This is a genomic window from Candidatus Acidiferrales bacterium (assembly GCA_035515795.1).
Lineage (GTDB): Bacteria > Bacteroidota > Ignavibacteria > Kryptoniales > JAKASW01 > JAKASW01.
The window spans coordinates 22,910-44,777 of record DATJAY010000035.1 but is presented as its reverse complement, the minus strand read 5'-3'; the positions used below and the strand labels follow the sequence as shown (position 1 = coordinate 44,777).

Sequence of the window (21,868 nt, the reverse complement as noted above, 5' to 3'; positions counted from 1 at the left end):
AAAGAAAGGGAGGAAGAAGTTAGATGAAATGCATTTTAATTTTTCCATCGCTGATCGTAGGAGGTGCCTTTGCCCAACCGGCAAAGCCTGGCAAAACGGATGCCGTGGGACAGATCCCTCAACAAAGTTCGGGACAGGTCTGGCAAATCCCATTCGCCTCATCGGACAACACGATCTCGCTCAGCATACAAAACAATTCCAGCACTGAGGCGAAGAATGTGTCCGTCGCGTTCAACAAATTTCCGTCCTGGCTGAAATTCAAGGAGAGCACCGCAACTATAAAAAGCATTTCGGCAAATGCTTCCGGTGACGCCGGGTTTACATTCTCTGTTGATAAGAAAGCTCCTGTAGGGAAGGACACGACTTTGTCGGCGACAATAAGTACTGCAGATGGTCAAAGTTGGACGAAGGAAATAAAAATCGCCGTGGGAGCGCCGAAGGATTATAAGCTTTACAACAACTTTCCAAATCCGTTCAATCCGTCGACAAAGATTGCATTTGAGCTTCCGAAAGCATCGCACGTAAAGCTCATCATCTATGACATCGTCGGCCGGGAAGTCACGCAGGTGGCAGATGCAGATTATCCTGCCGGTTACACTGAGCTGACATGGAACGGTACAAATAAAAATGGTGCGATCGTTTCGTCGGGTGTTTATTTTTACCGGATCAGCACGGATAAGTGGAGCAAGGTCAAGAAAATGTTGATGGTTAAATAGCCATCACTCACCGACGGTCAGCAATTACCTGATTAGTGAATGCTGCCGGTTCTCCGTTTTGGAATCTTTATTTTCTCGCCGTTGTTTACCTTCCAAAGGAGATCGTCATGGACAGTGTCAATAGACTCAGGAGTCATCCTGTAAAAGTATTTCTTTCGATAGCTTTTCTGATTTTTTTCGTTCCCCAACCCTCCAGATGCCAGAATTATGATTGGCCGCAATTTAATTTCGATCCACAACACAGTGGAAATGACACTAAAGAAACCAAAATCACTCGCCAAAACGTCGGAAGCTTGCATCAGCTCTTCAAAATATCGCTGCCGTCCGTTGCAGACGGTGCGCCCGCCTACCTAAGTGATGTCCAAACTCCGGGAGGGAAGTTGGATATGATTTTTGTGACTGCCAAAGACGGTCACATCATAGCGCTCAATGCAGCGAGCGGTGACGTGATCTGGTCCCATCAATATGGCACTGGCAATTATCGAATAAACAACAGATCGAATCCAACTTATACGACGTCCTCTCCTGCCATCGACCCTGATCGAACGTTTGTTTATAGTTACGGGCTTGATGGGTACGTCCATAAGTATCGCATCACCGACGGAGAGGAAACAAAGAACGGCGGATGGCCGGAGTTATGTACTCTCAAGCCCTTCGATGAAAAAGGCTCGTCCGCACTTGCCGTCGCAACCGCAAAAGACGACAGCTCTTATCTTTACGTCGCCAACGGCGGATACCTGGGCGACCACGGGGATTATCAAGGACATCTAACCACGATCAACTTGCATGATGGTACACAGCACGTCTTTGATGCGAACGGCAGCGATCAAAATGTTCACTTCGTGGAACGCCCCGGTACGCCCGATTGGCCTGCAGTTCAAACTGCGATATGGGCGAGGGCCGGCGTCGTGTATGATGCAACGCTGGATAAAATATATATGGCCACGGGAAATGGCCCCTTTGATCCGAAGGATCATAATTGGGGAGACACGGTTTTTTCATTAAATCCTGACGGGACAGGGAGCGATGGCAATCCCGTCGACAGTTATACGCCGACGAATTTTGAAGATTTGGACAGGGAGGACCTGGATCTTGGCAGCACGGCGCCGGCGATAATTCCCACGCCGGACAACTGTTCCGTCAAACATCTTGCAGTACAGGGCGGGAAGGACAAAGTCCTGCGTCTGATTAATCTCTCAGACCTGAGCGGGCGCGGAGGTGCCGGTAATGTCGGCGGAGAAATCGGCAGGCTCGTGGATATTCCATCGGGCGAAATGGTTTTCACCGCGCCTGCAGTCTGGGTGGATCCGCAGGACAAAGCATCATGGATCTTTGTCGGAACATATTTCGGACTCGCTGCATATCGATTGCAGGTTGATGCGGAGGGGACGCCGGGTCTAAAACTTGTCTGGAAACAATCGGATGGCAGCAGCTCGCCGATTATTGCAAACGGCGTTTTGTATTGTGCCGTCAGCGGCAGCATCCGCGCTATCGATCCGGTGAGCGGAAAAATCTTATGGCGTGATGAACATCTTGGAAAAATCCACTGGGAAAGCCCGATAGTCGACAACGGTGTCTTATATATCACGGATGAATCCGGACACTTGACGGCGTACGGATTATAAAGCTGTATTGCAGGGGCCGTTTCACGGATGGTCGCTGTTTCTTAGACGACTGAAAGCCGATCCATTTTGATCTCACGATAACCTGGTACAATCGACCCTCCAGCAATAGTGGATTCTAGTTTTGACTCCGAGGAGCGGCTGAACCAACGCCGACGTTCCTCGTCAAATACCATGAAGCTCATAAAGGAGGTTGTATGAGAACGTCGTTGTTGATCGGAGCATCAATTGCACTTTCCACGTATTTAGCGGGTTGTATCGCCATGCCGGAGACCATTTTTCGTGCGGACCCAGTCTCAAATAACACCGTCTGGTATTCGGGGGAGGAATTTCAGACCGGGTCAAAAGACAGCATCTCGGTTTCCGTCGCATTTGAAAATGAATTAGGCAGGACCATGACCTTTTATATGGTGGTCGGGAATCAAGGACCCGACACAGTCCTGGTGGCTCCTGAGAACATCTATTTTTATGGAACATATGAGCGCGGGATGGTTGACAGGTATGACATGGTTCATGGCGCGTACGTATTTGATACGGTAAGATACACCGATACAACTTATGCGATTAATCCCGAGAGGCAATTGGCAGGAATCGACCAACAGGCTGCACAGGCAAACGCCACATACTCGACGAACAACAATCTCAATGCGGCGGCAGCACTGCTTCAATTAGTCGGCGACGTAGCCACGATAGGTAAAGACAAGACAGAAGCCCAACAGAAACAAGAAGATCAAAATCGGCAATCATTGGAGAATTCGGAAGCTGATAACCAGATTACATATAGCTCGACGATAGATCGGTTGAATAAAGAACGAGACTATTGGCAGAATGCCACCTTGAGGAAAACGACTCTGTTTCCAAATACTGCCATAGGCGGAAAGATTTGTTTTCCCGTGGATCCCAATCTCCAGGCATTTAAGCTGATAGTTCCCATCGATTCAACGCTGATCAAATTTGATTTCAAGCAGAAGCCGGTTGGTAATTAATAAGTCAATAGGTTTGCTGTAGAACCGGACACGCCGTAGGCGGAGAATCTCAGCCAAAGGCTGATGCGCCTCCGGAGCAGAGGAATCTCATATAAGACTCCTGCCCCGAAGGGATCCATTCGGAAAATGTGGATTTAGTTGATGGTAGATTCCTCCACTCATTCGTCCCGAATTATTCGGGACTCATTCGGTCGGAATGACAAATTGCATACAGCATTCTCACTGTCTGCCTGCCCGCCGCTTATTGGCGGGAACGTTTTGCCGATGCATGGCGGTTAATTAATTTTGGATAGTGTACACCTAAAAGACGTAGAGATCTAGCAGGACAAAACAAGAGGAGAAACAATGGACATGTCCCTTTCCTTCCCGGTCGCCATTCTCATTTCAATCGTCGCAATGGCCGTAACGATCATCGTTTCCGCGGGACTCATCCTGCGCATCCATCCGCTGCCGTATTTGCAGGCGCTCGAGATCGCTGCATTTGCCTACCTTCTTGGTAAACTTTTCATTTCGGTATTCCACTGGTCGGATATGATATCGTACTCCCTCCTGCCGATTGTGCAGATCCTCCTCTCGTACCTCTTTTTCAATCCCACCGTGCCGAAGCTCCTGCTTTACTGGATCCTTGCCGTCGCCCTGTATCTAGCGATCCACCTCCTCCTCACATCTTATTTCGGCTGGACGTTCATGTTCCCCATTTGGGCGCCGAGGTTGTTCGAGTAGCCGATAGTGGGCATCCCTTCGGGAACCTCCTGCACGGGAATCAACCGGCAAATCAAATCTTGAAATCCTCGCTGAGTTTGTTTCTTCTCAAACCTCCGCAAATTTATTCTACCCTTCCCGCTCATTATTATTAAAATAGCATATGCGGTCACCGCCTTGCGGGATCCCGACATAAAAATATTTTGACGGGAGATGGCGCAAGTCGAAGATCCCGCACAGCGGGGGCGCTCACTTTTCCTTGACATGTGCCTTAAAGCTCCATACATTATTCTACATTCTTCTTCTCGGCATGTGCTTTACGGCTCCATATATATATTCTGTCGTGGCGTGAAATAAGATGGGACATGTGACAATGGTGCGTCGACATTGACAAAAAAGATAGGGCCGAGCTAACTTGTGATATGAAAAAAATTCCAGTGTTATTATTAAAGGGAAATATTATTTTTTCTATCTTGTTCCTCGTTTTGCCGGTAGAAAATTTCTGCGGATGTATGGCTACGAGCAATTACACCACTGGAAGAACGCTCGAACCCGGCGAGGAAGTGGCTAGGCTTGGCGCAGATTATATTCTTAACACCGCTTCAGATGGCAATCGTGTGCGGGTAGGTGTCACCAAAGATTTTCCGATCTCGTTTGTGCCTTCAGTCGGATTAGCTTTCGGTTTGCCGCTAAGACTTGAAACCAGTATGCGCTGGTATCCTGTTAAATTTCTTGAAGGCTCGTTGCGTTGGCAGATGAACCCGAGATCGTTTGATGCTTTTGATGCCAGTCTTAATTTCAGTTATGCCGGTCTTATCGGCGAGTATTCTTATGCAAAGTACGGGGTTACTGTCAGCAAAAATATTAATGTGATCGAACCTTATGTTAACTATTCTTTTTACCATGCGGTAGGAAGATTTAGCAGCGATCTTAACTTTCTGGATAACAGTGGCATCGCGACCTTCGCGGCTTCTATCAATAATTCTCGTTCAGCAGCATTTGGAGTTGCGGTGCCGATAGTGAAGACAAAACTTTTCCCGGAAATAGATTACCAGTATTTTCCGAATTCTTCCTCGCTGCACTTATGGAGCTTCGGAGTGGGGATACAACTAAGCGCAGATTGAGGCGAGGATGTTGCGACATGGAGAGGTCTTCTGCTTCTCTTTGCACTGCTCCGCGATGCAACGTGAGCTGAAAGTCCCACCGGAGGGCGATGCATCCGGTGTTTAATGAAGTCCATAAAAATGTTTTTTCAGTGAATACCTCCGCTTAATTTCTGTCGTGGCACGAAATAAGGTGGGACATGCGAAACTATGCCAACTCAATAGTTTTGAAATGACACGAAAGCAAATGTTTCACCTTGCACTAGGGGTGACGCTGACTCCGGCTTATATACTTTCGTTGCATCAACGCTGTACTACAGGCAGTCGTGACGCTCCGACTAAACTCCGTCGCAAACTCGATACAATTTAATAGGACATAATTATGAATGACTTCTCTGGAAGATCTGTCTTAATAACGGGGGCATCTTCGGGAATTGGAAAAGCAATTGTTGTTCATCTTGCGAGACAGGGTTATACCGTTCTGGCTGCTGTTCGAAAGAATTCTGATGTAGAGACATTGAATAATCTCGGGTTTAATAATCTGAAGCCGGTGTGTCCGCTCGACCTTACAAAACAGGAACAAATACACTCTGCCGCTAATTCCATAAAAGAACAGGTAAACAGCAATCAATTGCCTTCCCTATATACCGTCATCAATGTTGCAGGAGGTGGACAGATTGCTCCCATCGAATTAATGAACATTTCCAATTTCAGGGAGGAATTGGAGAAGCGGCTTGTCGGTCCAATATCATTGCTGCAAGAATTACTTCCCCTGTTGCGCCGCACTAAAGGCAGGGTTCTTTGGATATCCACGCCCGGTTTATTTCCCGTTCCTTATGTAGCCGACATTCATGCTCCTGATTTTGCCGTAAATTATTTGGCAAGGACTTTAAACCTGGAACTCCGTCCGGATGGTATAAAGAATATCCTCGTTCGGTGCGGTGGAATTAATACGCCATCTTCGGAGCGAACCGAAAATAACCTTTCTGCCATGTTCAATAATTGGTCAAAAGAAAAACTGGACATTTACAGGAACCGCTTGATCAAAGTGCAAAGAGACCTGAGACAGTTTAGTGTAAAAAGAACGGATCCGGAGAAGGTCGCGATATTAATTTCAAAAATATTGATCGCAGACAATCCGAGAGTAAGATATCAGGTTGGTTATATGTCGGGGTTAGGCGCCTTTCTTGAAAAACTTCCACAATCATGGGTCGATTTCATTATGGGGAAAAGAGAAAACTAAACATGACGCATAAGGAATCGCTGCCTAGCCGATCACTCCCGCCAAAAAGACGATGGGCAGGCAACCTGGCGTAATAATCTCCGCGAGGGAATGTTAAGTTTGTTTCTTCAATAACCTCCGGTTAATTTCTGTCGTGGCACGAAACAATATCAGGCGGACATAAAAATAAATATTCCTGCCTGCTCATCGCTTATTGAAGAGAATGTTATGTGTATATATGGCAGGGTAATTACGATTAGGACGTAGGAATTGCTCATAGCATAATCGTAAGAATTTTCTAAATTTGATTTTATCGAGATTGATATGAGATTCAATCGCCCGTTGGAATATTTATTCTTGCCGCTCGCATTTGCACTCGTCCTCTTTGCACTCTTGATGCTGACGGCGAACAATTACGGCATCTTCACGGATGAGTTGTACTATGTCGCATGTGCTCAGCACCTTGACTTCGGGTATGTCGACCATCCCCCTTTCATCGCCTGGGTAACCAGGCTCAGTCTGCTTTTTGGCAGCTCTCTATATGTTCTCCGGGTACTGCCGGCACTTGCCGGTTCAGGGACTATCATCCTTGCGGCGTTGATTTCACGAGCTCTCGGCGGCGGTCGTTTTGCATCTGCATTTGCGTCACTCACAATCCTCTGTGGAACCTTCTTCTGGGTGATGTTCGGTTTTGTTTCAATGAACGCATATGATGTCTTCTTTGTCACACTTGCATCTTACCTGTTTATCCTGATCCTTAAAAAGGGATCGGCACATCTGTGGGTCCTGTTTGGTGTCGTGGTTGGCATCGGTTTGAACACAAAACTCTCCATGCTGGTAATCGCCTTCGGTCTGTTCGTTGGCCTTGTGCTGACGCCCGAGCGGCGGCTGTTCCGAACGCGCTTTCCGTACACTGCTGCCGCCGTAGCATTCGCTCTGTATTTTCCTCATATCCTCTGGCAGGTTGTCCATGGTTGGCCTACTGTGGAGTTCATACGGCTTGCACACGAAAAAAACCTGGACATCTCGGTTCCTGGACTCCTCGGACAACTTGCATTTACATTGAACTTGTTTCTTCTTCCTGTCTGGCTGATCGGGCTGGTAGAGTTGTTGTCGCATAGGATATCGACGTCAATGCGTCCGCTTGGAATTGCTATTGTTGTCTACTTCGTCGTGTATCTTATGAATCGATCGAAATTCTATTACCTCATTCCCCCGATTCCAGTCCTCCTTGCGGCCGGTGCTGTAACCCTTGACAGACTGACCGAAGCTCATGGGAAAAGATGGATCAGGACGGCTGCTATTATTCCAATTGTCTCGATGGGTATAGCGACTCTCCCGTTTGGTCTTCCTGTCCTTCCTATTGAATCATTCGTTTCCTATGCCCGACTTTGGGGACTGCAAGGAAAAATCCAGATGGAACGGAACGACGCAAAAGTGATTCCGGGATATTTCGGGCAGCGCATTGGCTGGGATGCGTTTGCCAAAACGGTCGCGTCCGTCTATAAAGCGCTCCCTGACTCAGACCGTACGCAATGCGGAATTCTCGGCTTTCACTATGGCGAGTCAGGTGCTGTAGATTATTTCGGACCTTCACTGGGATTGCCCAGGGCTATCGGCCGCCACATGAGTTATTGGCTGTGGGGCCCTCGCGAGTATTCCGGGAAGGTGATGATCGTGATCATTTCAGGGCCAGGGCGTATCGATAGTTTTTTTCGCACCGTAAAACTTTGCACCACCTATGAATTTCCGTATGTCGACGATCAGAACCGGGTCAAGAGAATCTATCTATGCCGCGATCCGATAGAGCCCATGCCGAAACTCTGGCAGCGAATAAAGGAATTCGGTTAGAATTTGAAAGAACAGCAAACATTCTATCGCGTGTGTTCTAACCGATCGCTAACGCTGATGAACGACCTTCCGCTAAAAGAATGCCAAGTTTGTTTCTTCAATAACCTCCGCCTAAATTCTGTCGTGGCACGAAATAAGATGGGACAGGACATTCTTGCTGCCGGAATGCTATGCGGATGTGCGGTAGGATAATTATGGTTAGGCATTCTTTCCTGGGGTGGTTACCATGATCGTGACTCATGGCCTCACGCACTTGGCACTTTCCGTACGGGACCCGGATCGCTCTCTCCGCTTCTACAGCTCAGTGTTTGGCGTTCGGGAATACTTCCGTGATGTCAACACTATTCAAGTTCTTGGGCCCGGTCCCCATGACGTCATCGCCTTCGAACGACGCCCAGATGAGGCCGGAAATCCCGGGGGTGTCATTCACTTTGGCTTCAGGCTGACCCGGCCCGAAGACATTGATGCCGCGGTCGCGGCCGTTGAGAAGGCGGGCGGGACCGTAAGCTCGAAAGGCGAGTTTGGCCCGGGCTTGCCGTATGCTTTCGTTCGTGATCCGGATGGATACGAGATAGAGATCTGGTTCGAGTAACGGGTTGTCAAATGACCAACAAGTTTGTTTCTTCATGAACCTCCGCATAAATTCTGTCGTGGCACGAAATTAGATGGGACGTGCGAAACAATATTAAGCCTACGACTTTAGAAATGAGACGAGAACAAACGTTCCGCCTGCACATGACATTCTCAGTGCCTGCGTGTTATGCGGAAGGACGGCAGGATAATCATGGTTAGGTTGTGTTTTTAAAATTCTGGTAAACATATAGGAAGGATTCAAGATGAATGAAATCAATCAGACAAATCTTATTCCATTTGTTTGCCCGAAGTGTAAACACCCTCTCCGTTTGGAGAAACTCTTGCTCAACTGCAGTGAGTGTAACCGGACGTATCCCATCGTCGACGGTATTCCCGACTTCCTTTCAGGAGATTCGCAGGCCAATCTTGCCCCCGTCTTTGGTGGAACTGCCGGCATTACAACATTAGAACGCATGGCCAAGAAGATGGACTTTTTCTCCACCGTTTATGATTCCCAGCTCTTTGGCTCAGTGATGCTGAAACTATCCGGTATCAGTGGCGGTTTTCCGCGGTTCATCAAGAGTGTCACAAGTTTTCATTCAAAAGCATTCGAGGGCATAGCCGGATCCGTGCTTGACGTGGCCTGTGGACCGGCCACTTACGGACGGCGCATCGCGTTGCCATCCAGAGACATTTACGGCGTTGATATCTCGATGGGCATGTTGCGGAAAGGCAAGGTCTGTGTCGAGCGGGAAAACGTATCGGGGATTCACCTCGCCCGAGCCTGCGTAGAGGAGCTGCCATTTGAGAACGCCGTCTTTGACGGGGTTATGTGTTCCGGTGCTCTCCACCTCTTTTCCGACACCGTACTTTCTTTACGCGAAATTGCGCGCACCATGAAATCAGGCGCTCCTCTGTCTGTCCAGACATTCGCTCCGGGGAAAACAGTGATCAATCGCTTTGTGCAGACACATTCCTGGGTTCACACTTTTGAACTTGATGAATTACAGCAGTATCTGACCAAGGCTGGTTTTGAAGGATTCCAATACGAACAGGATGGCATCGTTCTCACTTTCAGTACACATAAGGCATGATCATTTCATTAGGCTTTTTGTTGCATCTACTATCGGCAAAACGCAACCTAACCGGTCGCTCAAGTCCCGACATCAATAACAGTTCTAGAATATGTCGGGATGGCGCAGAAGGCGCTCACTGGCTGATGTAGCGATCCCCGCGAGAAATGCGCCAAGTTTGTTCCTTCAATAACCCCCGCAAATTTATTCTACCCTCTTTTCCTTGACATGTGCCTTAAAGCTACATACATTATTTTACATTCTTCTTCTCGGCATGTGCTTTACGGCTCCATATATATATTCTGTCGTGGCACGAAATAAGATGGGACGTGCGAACCAATATCAAGTGAGCACAAAAATAAATGTTCTTACCACCGGCAATGCCCGGCGATTATTGGCGGGAGTGTTGTGCCAATGCTCGGCAGGTTAATCATTGTTAGACGCAAATACTTTGGAGAAGAAAATGAAAACCCTATGTTCATTAATATTTTGGTTATTTCTACCAAGTATATGTCAATCTCAACATTTGCAATTTTTTGATGATGGAATACCAACTACAGCTGTAGTTGTCGAATGTTTGAAAAATATTAAGTCTCATCCATCTGAGCTTATCAATTGTAACAATCTTGTTGATTTATATAAAGCAGAAATAAACATCGGAAAATATACAAGGAATTATTTTCTTAACCCAGATTCTTCCAAAGGGTTTATTTCGTTGTATAATTCTCATTTTAATGAGAGACTTCATGGCCGCGATTCATTAGTATTAATTGAATGCTTGTCGCATATAAGAAAAAACAAAAATCTATATAGGGAGGTCAATGATGGCTGGAAAGGTGAAGAGAATTTTTGGGAACCGTCCCAAGCTTGGTATCAACGGCTTAAACAAATAAGCAATTCTTGTGAAGGAATACAAGAAATAAAATTCGATTTGGAGTTTAAAGATTTTATAAGGCCTTTTGATATTGATCCTGACGTAAAAGGAAAATCTTGTGAGCAGTACTATAAAGAACTTATTGAGAAATATGGTGATCAATATAGAGATTCGGGGTATACAGATGAAGACATGAAAAAATGGGCCCCTGAATGTGAGGAGATGCGTCAAGAATTCAGAAATGGGAAAAAAGCCTTGCTTGAGAAATATCATAATGCTCCATTTACCAAGATATTACAAGATATAGATGAAACAACCATTGTAATATTTATTAGTGTTTGTTAAATCCACGCCCTGACCAGCGGATCGTGTTGACTGATGGAGCAATGCCCGTGAGAAATGCGCCAAGTTTGTTTCTTCAATAACCTCCACTTAAATTCCATTGTGGCACGAAAGAAGATGGGACGCAGCGTTCTTACTGCCGGAATGCTATGCGGATGTGTGGCAGCTAATCATAGTTAGGTGGATTATCTAAGGATAAAAATGAATAAAACCATGACAGAGAAACAGAATGCTTTTGTTATAATGCCTTTTGGTGAATCATTTGATGAAATATATTCTATATTCATTACCAAAACCTGTGAAGAGGCTGGATTTAGTGTTAAACGAGCTGATGACATCAGAAATTCTCAAAACATATTAAAGGATATTCTCCGTGGAATTGTTGACAGTGATATAATTGTCGCTGATCTCACAGATTCAAATCCTAATGTGTATTATGAACTTGGCATTGCTCATTCGTTTTGCAAACCCATAATACTGCTGACTCAAGAAATAAACGACTTACCGTTTGATTTGCGTTCATACCGAGTGGTTTCATATACAAGTCACTTTGTGGATATCATGAGAGCAAAAGATCAAGTTTTGGAATTACTTCGTGGCTATCTATCAAACGAATCTTCTTTTGGTGGCCCAATTACTGATTTTTTGCCGGAATATGCTCAATTGCTACATCCATCGAAAGAGAAAGAAGTGATTTCTGAAGGCGAATTAGGCCTTCTTGATTACTTAGTGAATATGGAAGAAGGCTTCGAAATATTGACTGAAATTCAAAACTCATATACACAAGATACATTGCAACTTACAGACAAAACCAATGCTTTGACTGAAAATATCCAGTCATTATCGGCGCATCCCGATTCAACTTCTGCACGTAAGATAAAAAGTAATGTAATGTTGTACGCTGAAGCTTTGGCGAGTTATTCTCGATCGCTTTCGGAACGAAATGACAAATACACACAAGTTTTGTCGAATACGCGAACTGCAATGGAAGCAGCAATTAGAATCCAGGAATTCAAAAATGATTCTGAAATCACTCAATTAAAAAATTTTCTACTGGGTCTTCATAAAATAGAAGAGGGGGCATCTGCTGAGTTAGACGGAGTAAATTCAATGACAGAAACTCTTCGTCAACTTCCAGCAATCGAGCGTACCTTTAATCGTTCACGTGAACAAGCAATTAGAGAACTTCAGCGATTTGTTGATAATATCGAGCAGACAAGGTCAATGGCTATTAGAGCTAGGGAAATTGGTGAATCAAAGATCAAACAACTTGAACAAAAAATGTTACCGACCCAGCCGCCCAGGCCGATGGAATGAATTCATTCATAACCCTCTCTATCTCCCCTTTCTCTTCCTCTTCCCCCCAGGGTCGTATCTTCCTCAAGTAACCCCCTTGTAAAACTCTCGAACTGAGCCTCATCGCGGCAATTTAGCCGTTTTACGACCCCCAAATCCTTCCCGATCTGACCGCAAAACCTTAAAATAAGCTCAAAAACCGCTTGGATGGGCTGTCTGATCACTTGGAACAACCGTCTGAGCACTTGGAGAGGTTGCCGCAGCGTTTAGAGTGACTGTCTGAGCACTTGGAGAGGTTGCCGCAGCATTTGGAGTGACTGTCTGAGCACTTGGAGATGATGCCGCAGCGTTTGGAGTCACTGTCTGAGCACTTGGAGTTGCTGCCGCAGCGTTTGGAGTAACTGTCTGAACGTTTGGAAAGGGAGTCTACACTCTCTTCAAAACTTCATTAGCATTCCGTAGACAATCAGTATCGCCGTCCCGGCTCCCCACGTCAGAAGCGCAATCGTTCCGGCAACCTTCGTGAATTCCCAGAACCTGAACGGCGCTTTCTCCTTCGAAAGCTCGAGCACGATCATGTTCGCCACCGACCCGACGATCGTCAAATTGCCTGCAAACGTCGAGCTCATCGCGAGCACGAGCCACATCAGCATCGGCGAATTGAACGAAGCGATCCAGTGCCTGACCACCATCACATATGGAACGTTGGAGACGATATTTGAGAGAATGAGAGAAGCGAATGAAAAACTCATGATCTGCTGGAAGGTGGAGATGGAGAAATATCCTTCCAGGACATCGTGTGCCCGGTCCACGAGACCGACGCGGTTGATCCCGCCGACGACTATGAACAAGCTCGCGAAGAATAAAAGCAGCGACCAGTTTATCTTCGCAAATATTTCATCGGGTCTTTTGTTTGCCGCAAGTATGAGAATCGCTGCACCCAATATTGACATGAACGCCAGTTGTACGCCGGCGGAAAACCCGACTATTATTATCAACATAACAAGAAGCGATTTGTACAGGAGCGGCCGGTCGATTCTGTGATGATGCTCCACCTCGTGCGGCTTGAGCGGTTGGTTCAATTTATGTCTGAAAAAATGTTTCAGCACGAAGAAATCTATCGCCAGTCCTATCGCCGCGATGGGGAGCATTGCAAAGAAAAATCTCAGATAAGGCCAGTGTGAAAATGTCCCGACGAGCATGTTCTGGGGGTTTCCGACGAGCGTTGCGGCGCTTCCGATGTTTGCGCTGGTCGCGAGTGCGATCAGGTAAGGCTTCGGATCGGCCTGAGAGCGGCTCGTCAGAAGGAGTACGAACGGCGTCATCATCACGCAGATCGTGTCGTTGACAAAGAACGCGGAGAGAACTCCGCTCGAAATTATTATCGTGAAGAGAAGTCTGCTGCCCGTGTGTGCCCGCTTCAGGATAAACGCGGCGACGAGATCGAAGAACCCGCTCATCTGCAGGTATGCGACAACGATCATCATTCCCAGAAGAAGGACAATCGTATCGAGATTTAAAGATTGGTAAGCCTGGTCAATGGAAAGAACACCGAATGCGATCATTGCGACCGCCCCGACCATGGCACCGGATGTTCTGTCTAAATGGAAGTAAGGTAGTCTCTGCGCGGAAATCGTCAGGTAGGTGAATCCGAAAATAATTACTGCGATTAAAACCATTTTGAAGAAGAGACGGAACCAAAATGCAGGGAGCCGGACGCCGGACTTTTACTGGTGCCTTCCGCTTCTTACATCCGGTTTTTGATTGTCGACTTACTCCGTCATATCTGGTGCAGCGTATATGAGCGGAGTTTATCGGGAACGAGGCAATCGTTTATTTTCTGAACCATCTCATCGAAAGCGCTGTCGTCCGCGGTTTGAAAAGCCTCTTCATTCTCGTATGTATAGATCTCCCAGAAATTATTCGGCGAGCCCTGAACCTCGAACAATTCCAGCTTTGCGATGTTGGAAGATTCATATCCGGACTTCAACTCGTTGATCAAGGCGAGGTACTCCTCGCGTTTGGATGGCTGTACTTCGTAGTTGATTTGCAGTAAAACTTTCGACATTTATTCCTCCTGTTTTGGTTCCTCTGCAATTGGTTTGGAGTTCATCGAGGACTCCGCAGGAGTCTTCCGACTTTGCGCCGTCCTAAAAATCCAATAAATAACCGCTGCAATCGCGATCACCGCCGCCGTAATAAATTCTATATTCTTGATTCCGACGACCAATCCGATCGCTTCAGAAAAAAAATAACCAAGAAAACCATAAGAAACAGCCCAAATCAATGCGGAACCGGCATTATAAATGCTGAACCTGATCGGAGGCATCCTTACTAATCCGCACATTACTACGAGTGGAAGACGCAAACCGTAAAGATAGCGCGAAAAAAAGACGGCGTACATTCCGTAACGCTTGACGAATTTTTCAGCTCGTGGAAGAGTTCCCCAGATGTATCTGAATCTTTTTACGAAACGGTAGCCTTCATGACGGGCGAGATGGAAATACATCTGATCGCCGATCGTCGACCCGAGGAACGCGGAGAGAATGGAGAGTTCGACATTCAGCAGCCCCTGGTAAGCTAAGATGCCGGCGATAATGAGTACGGTCTCTCCCTCAAAGAGGGTCAACACGAAGATGATCAGATAACCGTACTGGTTCAGCAGAGATTCCAGATCAATAGCCCGCCTTTCTGATTTCCTGGTCGGTCATCCCGAAATAGTGTGCGACCTCGTGTACCAGGACTTCTCTTATCTTTAATTCAACCTCATCATCGTTACTGCTGATTCGCTCTATGTTTTCCTTGAATAATTTTATTCTGTCCGGAATCACCGGATATACTCCGTAGTCTGCCCCCCTCTTTTTCAACGGGATGCCGGCGTATAATCCGAGAAGGGAATATTTGTTCTTCACTCTTGCGCCCGACAGGTCGACGTCGTCGGGCAGATCCTCGACGACGACATGAACATTTTCGATCCTTGACTTGAACTCCTGCGGAAGCTCTTCGAAAGCCTTTTCCACAAGCATCTCGAACTTTTCCTTATCCATTTTTCCGTTGTCAGATCACATTTTGTAATGCCCGGCACCGTCCATCAAATCCATTATTTTGTTGTTCTTTTCGTCGTACAGAATTTTTCCTTGAAACACTACCCTCGCGCTCCCCTCAAGCACGATGTTCGAAAACTTCTCTTTGTTTCTCTCGAAGTGCACTGTCAGTATCTCTTTACTGGTTGTAATAATTTCAATCGGAGACTGCATATCGTACCTTACTGAAGCAGCTATCGCGCTCGCGACTGCTCCGGTTCCGCATGCAAGAGTTTCGTTTTCGACCCCGCGTTCATAAGTCCTCATGCGGATCTTGCTGCCATCTTTTTTTTCTATGAGGTCGACGTTTGTTCCGCGAGGGAAGATATCAAAGTTATATCGTATTTTTCTGGCGAGAGTTGTCAGATCAGCGGCGTCAATCCTGCCGAAGCCCTCGATCAAGACTGTGTGGTCGGTGTTCGGATGGACATAGACTGCATCGAAAAGCTTTCCGTCAACGGGTATTTTCTTCGACGGTGTGATTTCTTCAGGGACGGGAAAGTGCAGTTTTACTTTATCCGCATCGATGACTTCGGCGGAGTAATCACAGCCATGGGCAATGAAATTTGTTCGTGGCTTGCATATCCCGTTCAGCACGGCGAATCTTGCGATGCATCTCCCTCCGTTGCCGCACATTCCGCCTTCACTGCCGTCGGAATTCAAGTAATACATTTCGAAGTCTGCCCGGTCGCCTTTCTGGAGAAGCAGGATACCGTCGGCGCCGATTCCGAATCCTCTTGCGCACACGGCCTGTGCAAGGGCAGGGAGATCGACGTTTAGTGTGTGATGATAATTGTCGATGACGACGAAATCGTTCCCTGCCCCGTTCATCTTTGTGAAATTTATTTCAATCATCGTCAACCGGCCCCTTTGATAAAGCTAAGATGATGGAGTGGAGCAGATGCACTCGATGTTTTAGAGCTTCTACCGTTCCATTGTTGGCAATTATGAAATCGGCTAACTTCTCCTTTTTAGTCTGCAGCATCTGCGCATTCAATCTCTTTATAACATCGTTTCTCTTCATGCCTAAATTTTTTGCCGCCCGGCCTATCGCAAGCTCCCTGTCTGCCGTGATAAGAACGACATAGTCGAAAGTTTTTCCGACGCCCGCTTCGTAGATTAAGGCTCCTTCCACGACAGCGTAGTGAACGATTGGGAGATCAGGAAGGTCCATGATGCGCTCGTTGATCGTATCCATAATAGCTGGATGCAGAATTTGTTCAAGCTGGGTTCTTTTGTTCGGATCGCTGAAAACAATTTTACCGAGTTCTGGGCGGCTGATCTTGCGGTCGACAAGAATTTGCTTTCCGAAGATTTCAATGATCTGCGCTTTTACTTCTTTATCGGATTCGAGGAGCGCATGGCCGATATGGTCCGCATCGAAGGTTGGCACGCCAAGTTCAGCAAATAGTCTGGCGACGGTGGATTTGCCGCTGCCGATGTTTCCGGTCAGTCCGACCTTCAAATGGCGGATCTTATTTGGCATAGGCGGTGCTGCGAACCTCGCGGATCACAGTAACTTTAATTTGACCGGGATATTCCATCTCTTCCTGTATCTTATGTGAAATTTCATGAGCGAGTTGATCCGCGAAAAGGTCGTTCACTTTTTCAGGCTCAACGATGACCCGGACTTCCCGGCCTGCCTGAATTGCATAAGTCTTTCCAACGCCGGAGAAGGAGTTGGCGATGCCTTCTAACTTCTCGAGTCGTTTGACGTAACCTTCGAGCGATTCCCGTCTTGCCCCCGGCCTTGCACCGCTTATTGCATCTGCCGACTGTACGATGGCCGCGATCGGTGTTTCCATCTCGATATCTTCATGATGCGAGCCGATGGCGTTTGCAACGGCCGGGTGCTCTCCGTATTTCTTGGCAATTTCATAGCCCAGCAGCGCATGAGGACCTTCCACATTTTTGTCCACCACTTTCCCGAGGTCATGAAAGAGCCCTGCACGTTTTGCAAGAGTCGAATCGAGCCCGATCTCGACCGCCATGAGACCGCTCAGAAATGCCACCTCTATGCTGTGCTGCAAGACGTTTTGACCGTAGCTTGAGCGGTATTTCATCCTGCCGAGTAACTTCACGATTTCCTGATGGACACCATGGATTCCGACTTCGAGAAGCGCGTCCTCTCCGATCTGCACCATTTCCTCTTCGAGTTCGCATCGGACTTTATCGATGACCTCTTCGATCTTTGTCGGATGAATTCTGCCGTCGAGGATGAGCCGCTCCAATGCGATCTTAGCGACTTCTCGTCGGAACGGATCAAACCCTGAGATTACAACCGCGTCCGGCGTGTCGTCCACGATTATGTCGCAGCCCGTTGCCGCTTCAAACGAACGTATGTTTCTTCCCTCGCGGCCGATGATTCTTCCTTTCATCTCCTCGTTCGGTAGGTTGACGACGCTGACAGTTGTTTCGACGGAATGGTCGGCTGCCGTGCGCTGGATTGCCTGCACGATGATTTTCTGGGCATCCTTCTTTCCCTCGATGCGTGCTTTCTCGCGGATCTCTCGCAACTCTAACGCCGCTTCGCTTTTTGCTTCGTTGGTGAGATTTTCCATCAGGAGCTTTTTTGCTTCTTCGCGGGACACGCCTGCCAGCTTTTCAAGTTTCTCCGTTTGAAGCTGAACCAGACGTGCTGCCTCTGATTCCTTCGATTGGATCGTTTTCGATTTTTCCCGCAGCTCTGTTTCAAGGGAACGGAGGTTTTTCTCCTGTTGCCTTAGCTGGTCTCCCTTGTGATCGAGGCTCTCCTCTTTCAGGCTTAACTGCTTTTCGACATTCTGGAATTTTCTTTGCTTTGCGTTGTATTCGTTATCGAGTTCCTGTTTTTTTCTAATCCACTCATCTTTTACCTCAAGCAGCTTTTCTCTTTTTACCGTATTACCTTCGCGCTCGGCCGCTTCAAGGATTTGTTTTGAGCGTTCTGTGACAGTTCCTAGTTTTCTTTTTGTCGAAGCAACTTGAACGAGCCATCCTCCAATGAATGCAGCTATGGCACAGAGCGCAGCGGTTACCAATGTTGTCATATTGGACCTCCGGGTTTATATAAAAAAGCCGCAGCGTGCACGTGGAAGATAGGAAAGAACCCCATCTTGACACGGTGGGTGCCCTCCTGAACGAGTCATGCTTCCACTGCAATCCTGAACGGATCGTCTCTGACGATATCATAAATACCGCAGGGATGAGGCCTGCATTTTTCGTTCACGAGCCGGGCTCCCATAATTTTTTACTTAGCAGTTCTTTCACGTGTAACCACGGCGACGCTACGGCTTAAAATTTCAAAAAAGTATTTTAAAGAACTTAGTTTGCTTCTATCGGAAAATTTTCTCTTAAGTAGCTCAGCACTCCAACAAGATCCGCTATCTCAATCCCTTCGTTTTGTACTCGTTCTTTTAAATCAAATAATTGTTCAGCTATGTTCAAAGCAGCAATCACTGCGACGGTTGATGTAGGCGCCCCAGGATTCTTCTCGATCAATTCATTCAATAGTGAATCTACATAAGCTACAACTTTGAGAGCCTTCTCTTCATTTTCCACGCGGAGCGGGTATTCTCTGCCCAATATTGTCACTCGAATACTTTTCTTTTCCATTGCCTGCTCCGAAATCAAATCAAACTAAGTTGAGAATCAATTTTTGTTATCAAATCTTTCGCAACTTCTATCAGACGGTTCTTTTCCCGTTCTTCAAAAATACCCGACGAGGATGTCTCTCTTGCCGTCAACATCCTCTCGAGTTCGGCCACTTGAGACTTCAGTTTTTGAATCTCTGCAGCCGCCTTCGCGAGATTTTGTTTCAGCGATTCGTTTTCGCTGCGAGCCGATTTTAGGATTTCGACCGCTCTCCTGATCTCGTTCCACAGCTCTCCAAGAAGCTGTTTCTTCATAGTCAGAGCCGTCTGTTCTTCTGAACTTGTATCTATGCTCATCAGTTCTTCTCCCTAAAATCACTCGATTGATCATCGAGCTGTTTCCTTAATGTCGTAGAAAACCGTTTGCTCAGTGTTTGTTCGGCACTTTCGATGAACCTTGCGATATCATTATCGTTCAAAGTTCTCGTATCGCTGCCAAGAGAAACGGTAAACGCGACACTTTTCTTTCCCTCCGGTACGCCTTTACCGGAATAAATGTCGAAAACAGAAATATCTTTTATCAAATCTTCTGCAACACCCCTGAGTGAGCTCACAAGGTCACCGACAGGAGTTTCAAGGTTGACAAAGAACGCGAGGTCGATGGAAGCGAACGGAAATCTTGGGAGAGGCTGGAATCTGATGTTTGCTTTCGCAGCTGAAGCAATAAGAGAGGTATCAAGCTCGGCAAAATAAACATTCTGCTCGATCGCATATCTTTTCAGCAAGTTCGCGGCAATTTGTCCTGCATTACCGGCCTCTACGCCGTTTACAAATAACTTTAGCGATTCCTCGTATTCTTTCGTATTATCATAAGAAATAAAGTCCCAAGAGTCAAGGTTGAGATGATCACAAATGCGCTCGATTTCAGATTTCAGATCGAAGATATCGAATTCAAACTCCTTCCTATCGAAGGAAGAAGGATCCGATAAGCCTGTCAGTGCGAGGGAAAATCTTTCTTTTTCAAGAAAATTTCCCACTTTCTGGTTTTTCCCGTCCAGTGAATATACCTTGCCGAGCTCAAACAGCTTCATGCTCTTTTGTCCGTAAGAGATGTTTCGTTTGATTGTATCGAGCATTCCCGGCAGCATGGTGGTACGCATCGCAGCCATGTCCTCGCTGATCGGGTTTGCGATGGACACATGACTCGCTTCGAACACAGCAGCCGTCTCCGTCGGCTGAAGTGAATTTGTTATGATCTCGTTGAAACCGGCGCCCGCGAGAAAATTCCTGATGTCTTCAACAGTTTTGCTCTCTTTGAAACGCGTGTCAAACACAAGCCGTGTTTGTACTGCTTCGTCGATCCTCTCATAGCCGTGGACGCGGGCAACCTCTTCGATGAGGTCTGCCTCGCGCTCGATGTCGCCGCGAAATGTCGGAACGGAACATGTCAAAACTGTTTCGGATTTTTTTTCTGTGATTATTTCAATGGAATCCAAATATCTTTTTATTTCGCCGGAGGCTAAACGAGTTCCAAGGATTCGATTGACATTCTCGACGTGCAGCTCCAGTCGTCTCGGAGCAAATTTCTGCGAGGCAATGTCTATAATCCCCTTAGCGATTTTAGTTTCTTCGGCCGAAGTTTCTTTGATGATCTCGGCAACTCTGTCAAGTGCAAGCGGAGTCAAATTCGGGTCGACGCCGCGTTCAAATCTGTACGACGCTTCCGTGGAGAGTCCGAGTGCCCTTGACGTCCTGCGAATCGAGGACGGCAGGAAGTTTGCGCTCTCGATCAGGATATTCGTCGTTCCGGAACTTATCTCGCTATTCATGCCGCCCATGACGCCCGCGATGGCCACGGTTTTTTCAATGTCGCAAATCATGAGCATATCGGGTCCGATATTTCTCTCTTTGCCGTCGAGAGTGACGAAAATTTTTTCATCTGGCTTCGGCCTTCGAACCACAATATGTTTTCTTTTAAGCAGACCCAAATCGAAAGCGTGGAGCGGCTGACCGAGTTCAAGCATCACGTAGTTAGTCGCATCGACTACGTTATTGATTGACCTCATACCGGCTTTCTCGACGGCAATCTTCAGCCATCGCGGCGAAGGCCCAACTTTTATGTTTTCGATAACGCGTACGGAGTAGCGAGGGCACAAGTCTGGATCCGCGACGTCGACCTTTGCAGTTCCGGCAATCGCTTCTTCCGATTCTCGGGGGGGCATTCTCTTTTGTTTGAGTTTCTTTGCGTAAGCAGAAGCGAGCTCTCGCGCGATTCCTAAATGAGAAAGGCAATCCGAGCGATTCGGTGTCACGCTGATTTCGAAAATCGTATCATTCAATCCCAAGTATTCAGAAAGCGGCTTGCCGGCCGTGGCATCGCTCTCGAGTACCATGATGCCATCTTTGTCATCTCCAATGCCAAGCTCTCCTGCAGAGCAAATCATGCCTTCCGATTCGACGCCCCGTATTTTTGCTCTTGTGAGCTCGAACGGTTTCCCGTCCGGGTCATGCTGGTTATGAGGCACGAGAGCGCCGACAAGTCCAACCGGGACTTTTTGTCCGGCGGCGACATTCGGGGCGCCGCAGACGATGCTCTTGATTTCACCTCCGACGTCAACCTTGCATAAACTCAACCTGTCTGCATTCGGGTGCCTCTCAACTTCGAGAACGGAACCGACTACAAATCCTTTATACTTCTCGGAAAGGTTTTCGAATGATTCGACTTCGATCCCCAACATTGTCAGGCGGGAGGAAATGTCGTGGTCGCTTATTGCCGAGAGGTCAACGAATTGTTCGAGCCAACTTCGAGATATTTTCATGGCGAATTTAGAATTATACTTTCAAGCACCGAAT

At 47.1% G+C, this 21,868-nt stretch carries 21 protein-coding genes and 1 other RNA gene; 11 read left to right on the top strand and 11 right to left on the bottom strand.

Annotated features, from left to right (window positions below):
• Positions 1-23 precede the first annotated feature (23 nt).
• From VLX91_13820 to VLX91_13770, 11 genes are all read left to right on the top strand, one after another.
• Entirely contained in the window at positions 24-716 is a 693-nt protein-coding gene (locus VLX91_13820; GenBank protein ID HUI31282.1) for a FlgD immunoglobulin-like domain containing protein, read from the top strand.
• Positions 717-823: 107 nt separating this feature from the next.
• Entirely contained in the window at positions 824-2,341 is a 1,518-nt protein-coding gene (locus VLX91_13815; GenBank protein HUI31281.1) for a PQQ-binding-like beta-propeller repeat protein, read from the top strand.
• A 194-nt stretch (positions 2,342-2,535) separates the two neighbouring features.
• Positions 2,536-3,324, top strand: a complete 789-nt coding sequence (locus tag VLX91_13810) for a hypothetical protein (protein HUI31280.1) — start codon at positions 2,536-2,538, stop codon at positions 3,322-3,324.
• 345 nt (positions 3,325-3,669) lie between these two features.
• Positions 3,670-4,047, top strand: a complete 378-nt coding sequence (locus tag VLX91_13805; protein ID HUI31279.1) for a hypothetical protein — start codon at positions 3,670-3,672, stop codon at positions 4,045-4,047.
• A gap of 491 nt (positions 4,048-4,538) precedes the next feature.
• Entirely contained in the window at positions 4,539-5,150 is a 612-nt protein-coding gene (locus VLX91_13800) for a hypothetical protein (GenBank protein HUI31278.1), read from the top strand.
• A gap of 361 nt (positions 5,151-5,511) precedes the next feature.
• Positions 5,512-6,372, top strand: a complete 861-nt coding sequence (locus VLX91_13795) for an SDR family NAD(P)-dependent oxidoreductase (GenBank protein HUI31277.1) — start codon at positions 5,512-5,514, stop codon at positions 6,370-6,372.
• Between the two features lie 303 nt (positions 6,373-6,675).
• Positions 6,676-8,202 (top strand): glycosyltransferase family 39 protein, encoded by a 1,527-nt coding sequence (locus VLX91_13790; protein ID HUI31276.1) that lies wholly within the window; start codon positions 6,676-6,678, stop codon positions 8,200-8,202.
• A gap of 226 nt (positions 8,203-8,428) precedes the next feature.
• Positions 8,429-8,794 (top strand): VOC family protein, encoded by a 366-nt coding sequence (locus VLX91_13785; GenBank protein ID HUI31275.1) that lies wholly within the window; start codon positions 8,429-8,431, stop codon positions 8,792-8,794.
• A gap of 244 nt (positions 8,795-9,038) precedes the next feature.
• Positions 9,039-9,869, top strand: a complete 831-nt coding sequence (locus tag VLX91_13780) for a methyltransferase domain-containing protein (GenBank protein HUI31274.1) — start codon at positions 9,039-9,041, stop codon at positions 9,867-9,869.
• Between the two features lie 442 nt (positions 9,870-10,311).
• Positions 10,312-11,067 (top strand): hypothetical protein, encoded by a 756-nt coding sequence (locus tag VLX91_13775; protein HUI31273.1) that lies wholly within the window; start codon positions 10,312-10,314, stop codon positions 11,065-11,067.
• A gap of 198 nt (positions 11,068-11,265) precedes the next feature.
• A complete protein-coding gene (locus VLX91_13770) occupies positions 11,266-12,381 on the top strand; it encodes a hypothetical protein (protein HUI31272.1) in 1,116 nt (371 codons plus the stop codon).
• 416 nt (positions 12,382-12,797) lie between these two features.
• Here VLX91_13770 and VLX91_13765 read toward each other — a convergent pair whose 3' ends face one another.
• The 11 genes from VLX91_13765 to pheT all read right to left on the bottom strand — a co-directional run bounded on the left by VLX91_13765 (position 12,798) and on the right by pheT (position 21,834).
• Positions 12,798-14,039, bottom strand: a complete 1,242-nt coding sequence (locus tag VLX91_13765) for an anion transporter (protein ID HUI31271.1) — start codon at positions 14,037-14,039, stop codon at positions 12,798-12,800.
• Positions 14,040-14,140: 101 nt separating this feature from the next.
• Complete coding sequence (locus tag VLX91_13760; protein HUI31270.1) at positions 14,141-14,428, bottom strand: hypothetical protein; 288 nt, start codon at positions 14,426-14,428, stop codon at positions 14,141-14,143.
• Positions 14,429-14,989, bottom strand: coding sequence for a DedA family protein (locus VLX91_13755; protein ID HUI31269.1), 561 nt, complete (start codon positions 14,987-14,989; stop codon positions 14,429-14,431).
• A 46-nt stretch (positions 14,990-15,035) separates the two neighbouring features.
• Positions 15,036-15,407: a metallopeptidase family protein gene (locus VLX91_13750; protein HUI31268.1), complete on the bottom strand. Its 372-nt coding sequence runs from the start codon at positions 15,405-15,407 to the stop codon at positions 15,036-15,038.
• A gap of 15 nt (positions 15,408-15,422) precedes the next feature.
• Complete coding sequence (gene dapF, locus VLX91_13745) at positions 15,423-16,298, bottom strand: diaminopimelate epimerase (protein ID HUI31267.1); 876 nt, start codon at positions 16,296-16,298, stop codon at positions 15,423-15,425.
• Positions 16,291-16,929 carry a dephospho-CoA kinase gene (coaE, locus tag VLX91_13740; protein HUI31266.1) on the bottom strand — a complete coding sequence of 213 codons (639 nt, stop codon included), beginning with the start codon at positions 16,927-16,929 and terminating at the stop codon, positions 16,291-16,293. The genes dapF and coaE overlap by 8 nt, the downstream gene beginning before the upstream one ends.
• Positions 16,919-18,472, bottom strand: coding sequence for a ribonuclease Y (rny, locus tag VLX91_13735; protein ID HUI31265.1), 1,554 nt, complete (start codon positions 18,470-18,472; stop codon positions 16,919-16,921). The genes coaE and rny overlap by 11 nt, the downstream gene beginning before the upstream one ends.
• Positions 18,473-18,495: 23 nt before the next feature.
• A non-coding RNA gene (gene ssrS, locus VLX91_13730) (6S RNA) lies at positions 18,496-18,719 on the bottom strand.
• Between the two features lie 27 nt (positions 18,720-18,746).
• Positions 18,747-19,037, bottom strand: coding sequence for a cell division protein ZapA (locus VLX91_13725; GenBank protein HUI31264.1), 291 nt, complete (start codon positions 19,035-19,037; stop codon positions 18,747-18,749).
• A 14-nt stretch (positions 19,038-19,051) separates the two neighbouring features.
• Complete coding sequence (locus VLX91_13720; protein HUI31263.1) at positions 19,052-19,372, bottom strand: hypothetical protein; 321 nt, start codon at positions 19,370-19,372, stop codon at positions 19,052-19,054.
• Positions 19,372-21,834 carry a phenylalanine--tRNA ligase subunit beta gene (pheT, locus tag VLX91_13715; protein ID HUI31262.1) on the bottom strand — a complete coding sequence of 821 codons (2,463 nt, stop codon included), beginning with the start codon at positions 21,832-21,834 and terminating at the stop codon, positions 19,372-19,374. Before pheT ends, VLX91_13720 begins: the two co-directional genes overlap by 1 nt.
• Between the last annotated feature and the right edge of the window lie 34 nt (positions 21,835-21,868).

Coding starts and splice junctions, on each gene's coding strand:
- coaE (HUI31266.1), bottom strand. CDS start 16,929: ATGCCAAATAAGATCCGCCATTTGAAGGTCGGACTGACCGGAAACATC.
- VLX91_13820 (HUI31282.1), top strand. CDS start 24: ATGAAATGCATTTTAATTTTTCCATCGCTGATCGTAGGAGGTGCCTTT.
- VLX91_13720 (HUI31263.1), bottom strand. CDS start 19,372: ATGAGCATAGATACAAGTTCAGAAGAACAGACGGCTCTGACTATGAAG.
- VLX91_13725 (HUI31264.1), bottom strand. CDS start 19,037: ATGGAAAAGAAAAGTATTCGAGTGACAATATTGGGCAGAGAATACCCG.
- pheT (HUI31262.1), bottom strand. CDS start 21,834: ATGAAAATATCTCGAAGTTGGCTCGAACAATTCGTTGACCTCTCGGCA.
- VLX91_13770 (HUI31272.1), top strand. CDS start 11,266: ATGAATAAAACCATGACAGAGAAACAGAATGCTTTTGTTATAATGCCT.
- VLX91_13790 (HUI31276.1), top strand. CDS start 6,676: ATGAGATTCAATCGCCCGTTGGAATATTTATTCTTGCCGCTCGCATTT.
- VLX91_13760 (HUI31270.1), bottom strand. CDS start 14,428: ATGTCGAAAGTTTTACTGCAAATCAACTACGAAGTACAGCCATCCAAA.
- VLX91_13780 (HUI31274.1), top strand. CDS start 9,039: ATGAATGAAATCAATCAGACAAATCTTATTCCATTTGTTTGCCCGAAG.
- rny (HUI31265.1), bottom strand. CDS start 18,472: ATGACAACATTGGTAACCGCTGCGCTCTGTGCCATAGCTGCATTCATT.
- VLX91_13800 (HUI31278.1), top strand. CDS start 4,539: ATGGCTACGAGCAATTACACCACTGGAAGAACGCTCGAACCCGGCGAG.
- VLX91_13765 (HUI31271.1), bottom strand. CDS start 14,039: ATGGTTTTAATCGCAGTAATTATTTTCGGATTCACCTACCTGACGATT.
- VLX91_13815 (HUI31281.1), top strand. CDS start 824: ATGGACAGTGTCAATAGACTCAGGAGTCATCCTGTAAAAGTATTTCTT.
- VLX91_13805 (HUI31279.1), top strand. CDS start 3,670: ATGGACATGTCCCTTTCCTTCCCGGTCGCCATTCTCATTTCAATCGTC.
- VLX91_13785 (HUI31275.1), top strand. CDS start 8,429: ATGATCGTGACTCATGGCCTCACGCACTTGGCACTTTCCGTACGGGAC.
- VLX91_13775 (HUI31273.1), top strand. CDS start 10,312: ATGAAAACCCTATGTTCATTAATATTTTGGTTATTTCTACCAAGTATA.
- dapF (HUI31267.1), bottom strand. CDS start 16,298: ATGATTGAAATAAATTTCACAAAGATGAACGGGGCAGGGAACGATTTC.
- VLX91_13810 (HUI31280.1), top strand. CDS start 2,536: ATGAGAACGTCGTTGTTGATCGGAGCATCAATTGCACTTTCCACGTAT.
- VLX91_13795 (HUI31277.1), top strand. CDS start 5,512: ATGAATGACTTCTCTGGAAGATCTGTCTTAATAACGGGGGCATCTTCG.
- VLX91_13750 (HUI31268.1), bottom strand. CDS start 15,407: ATGGATAAGGAAAAGTTCGAGATGCTTGTGGAAAAGGCTTTCGAAGAG.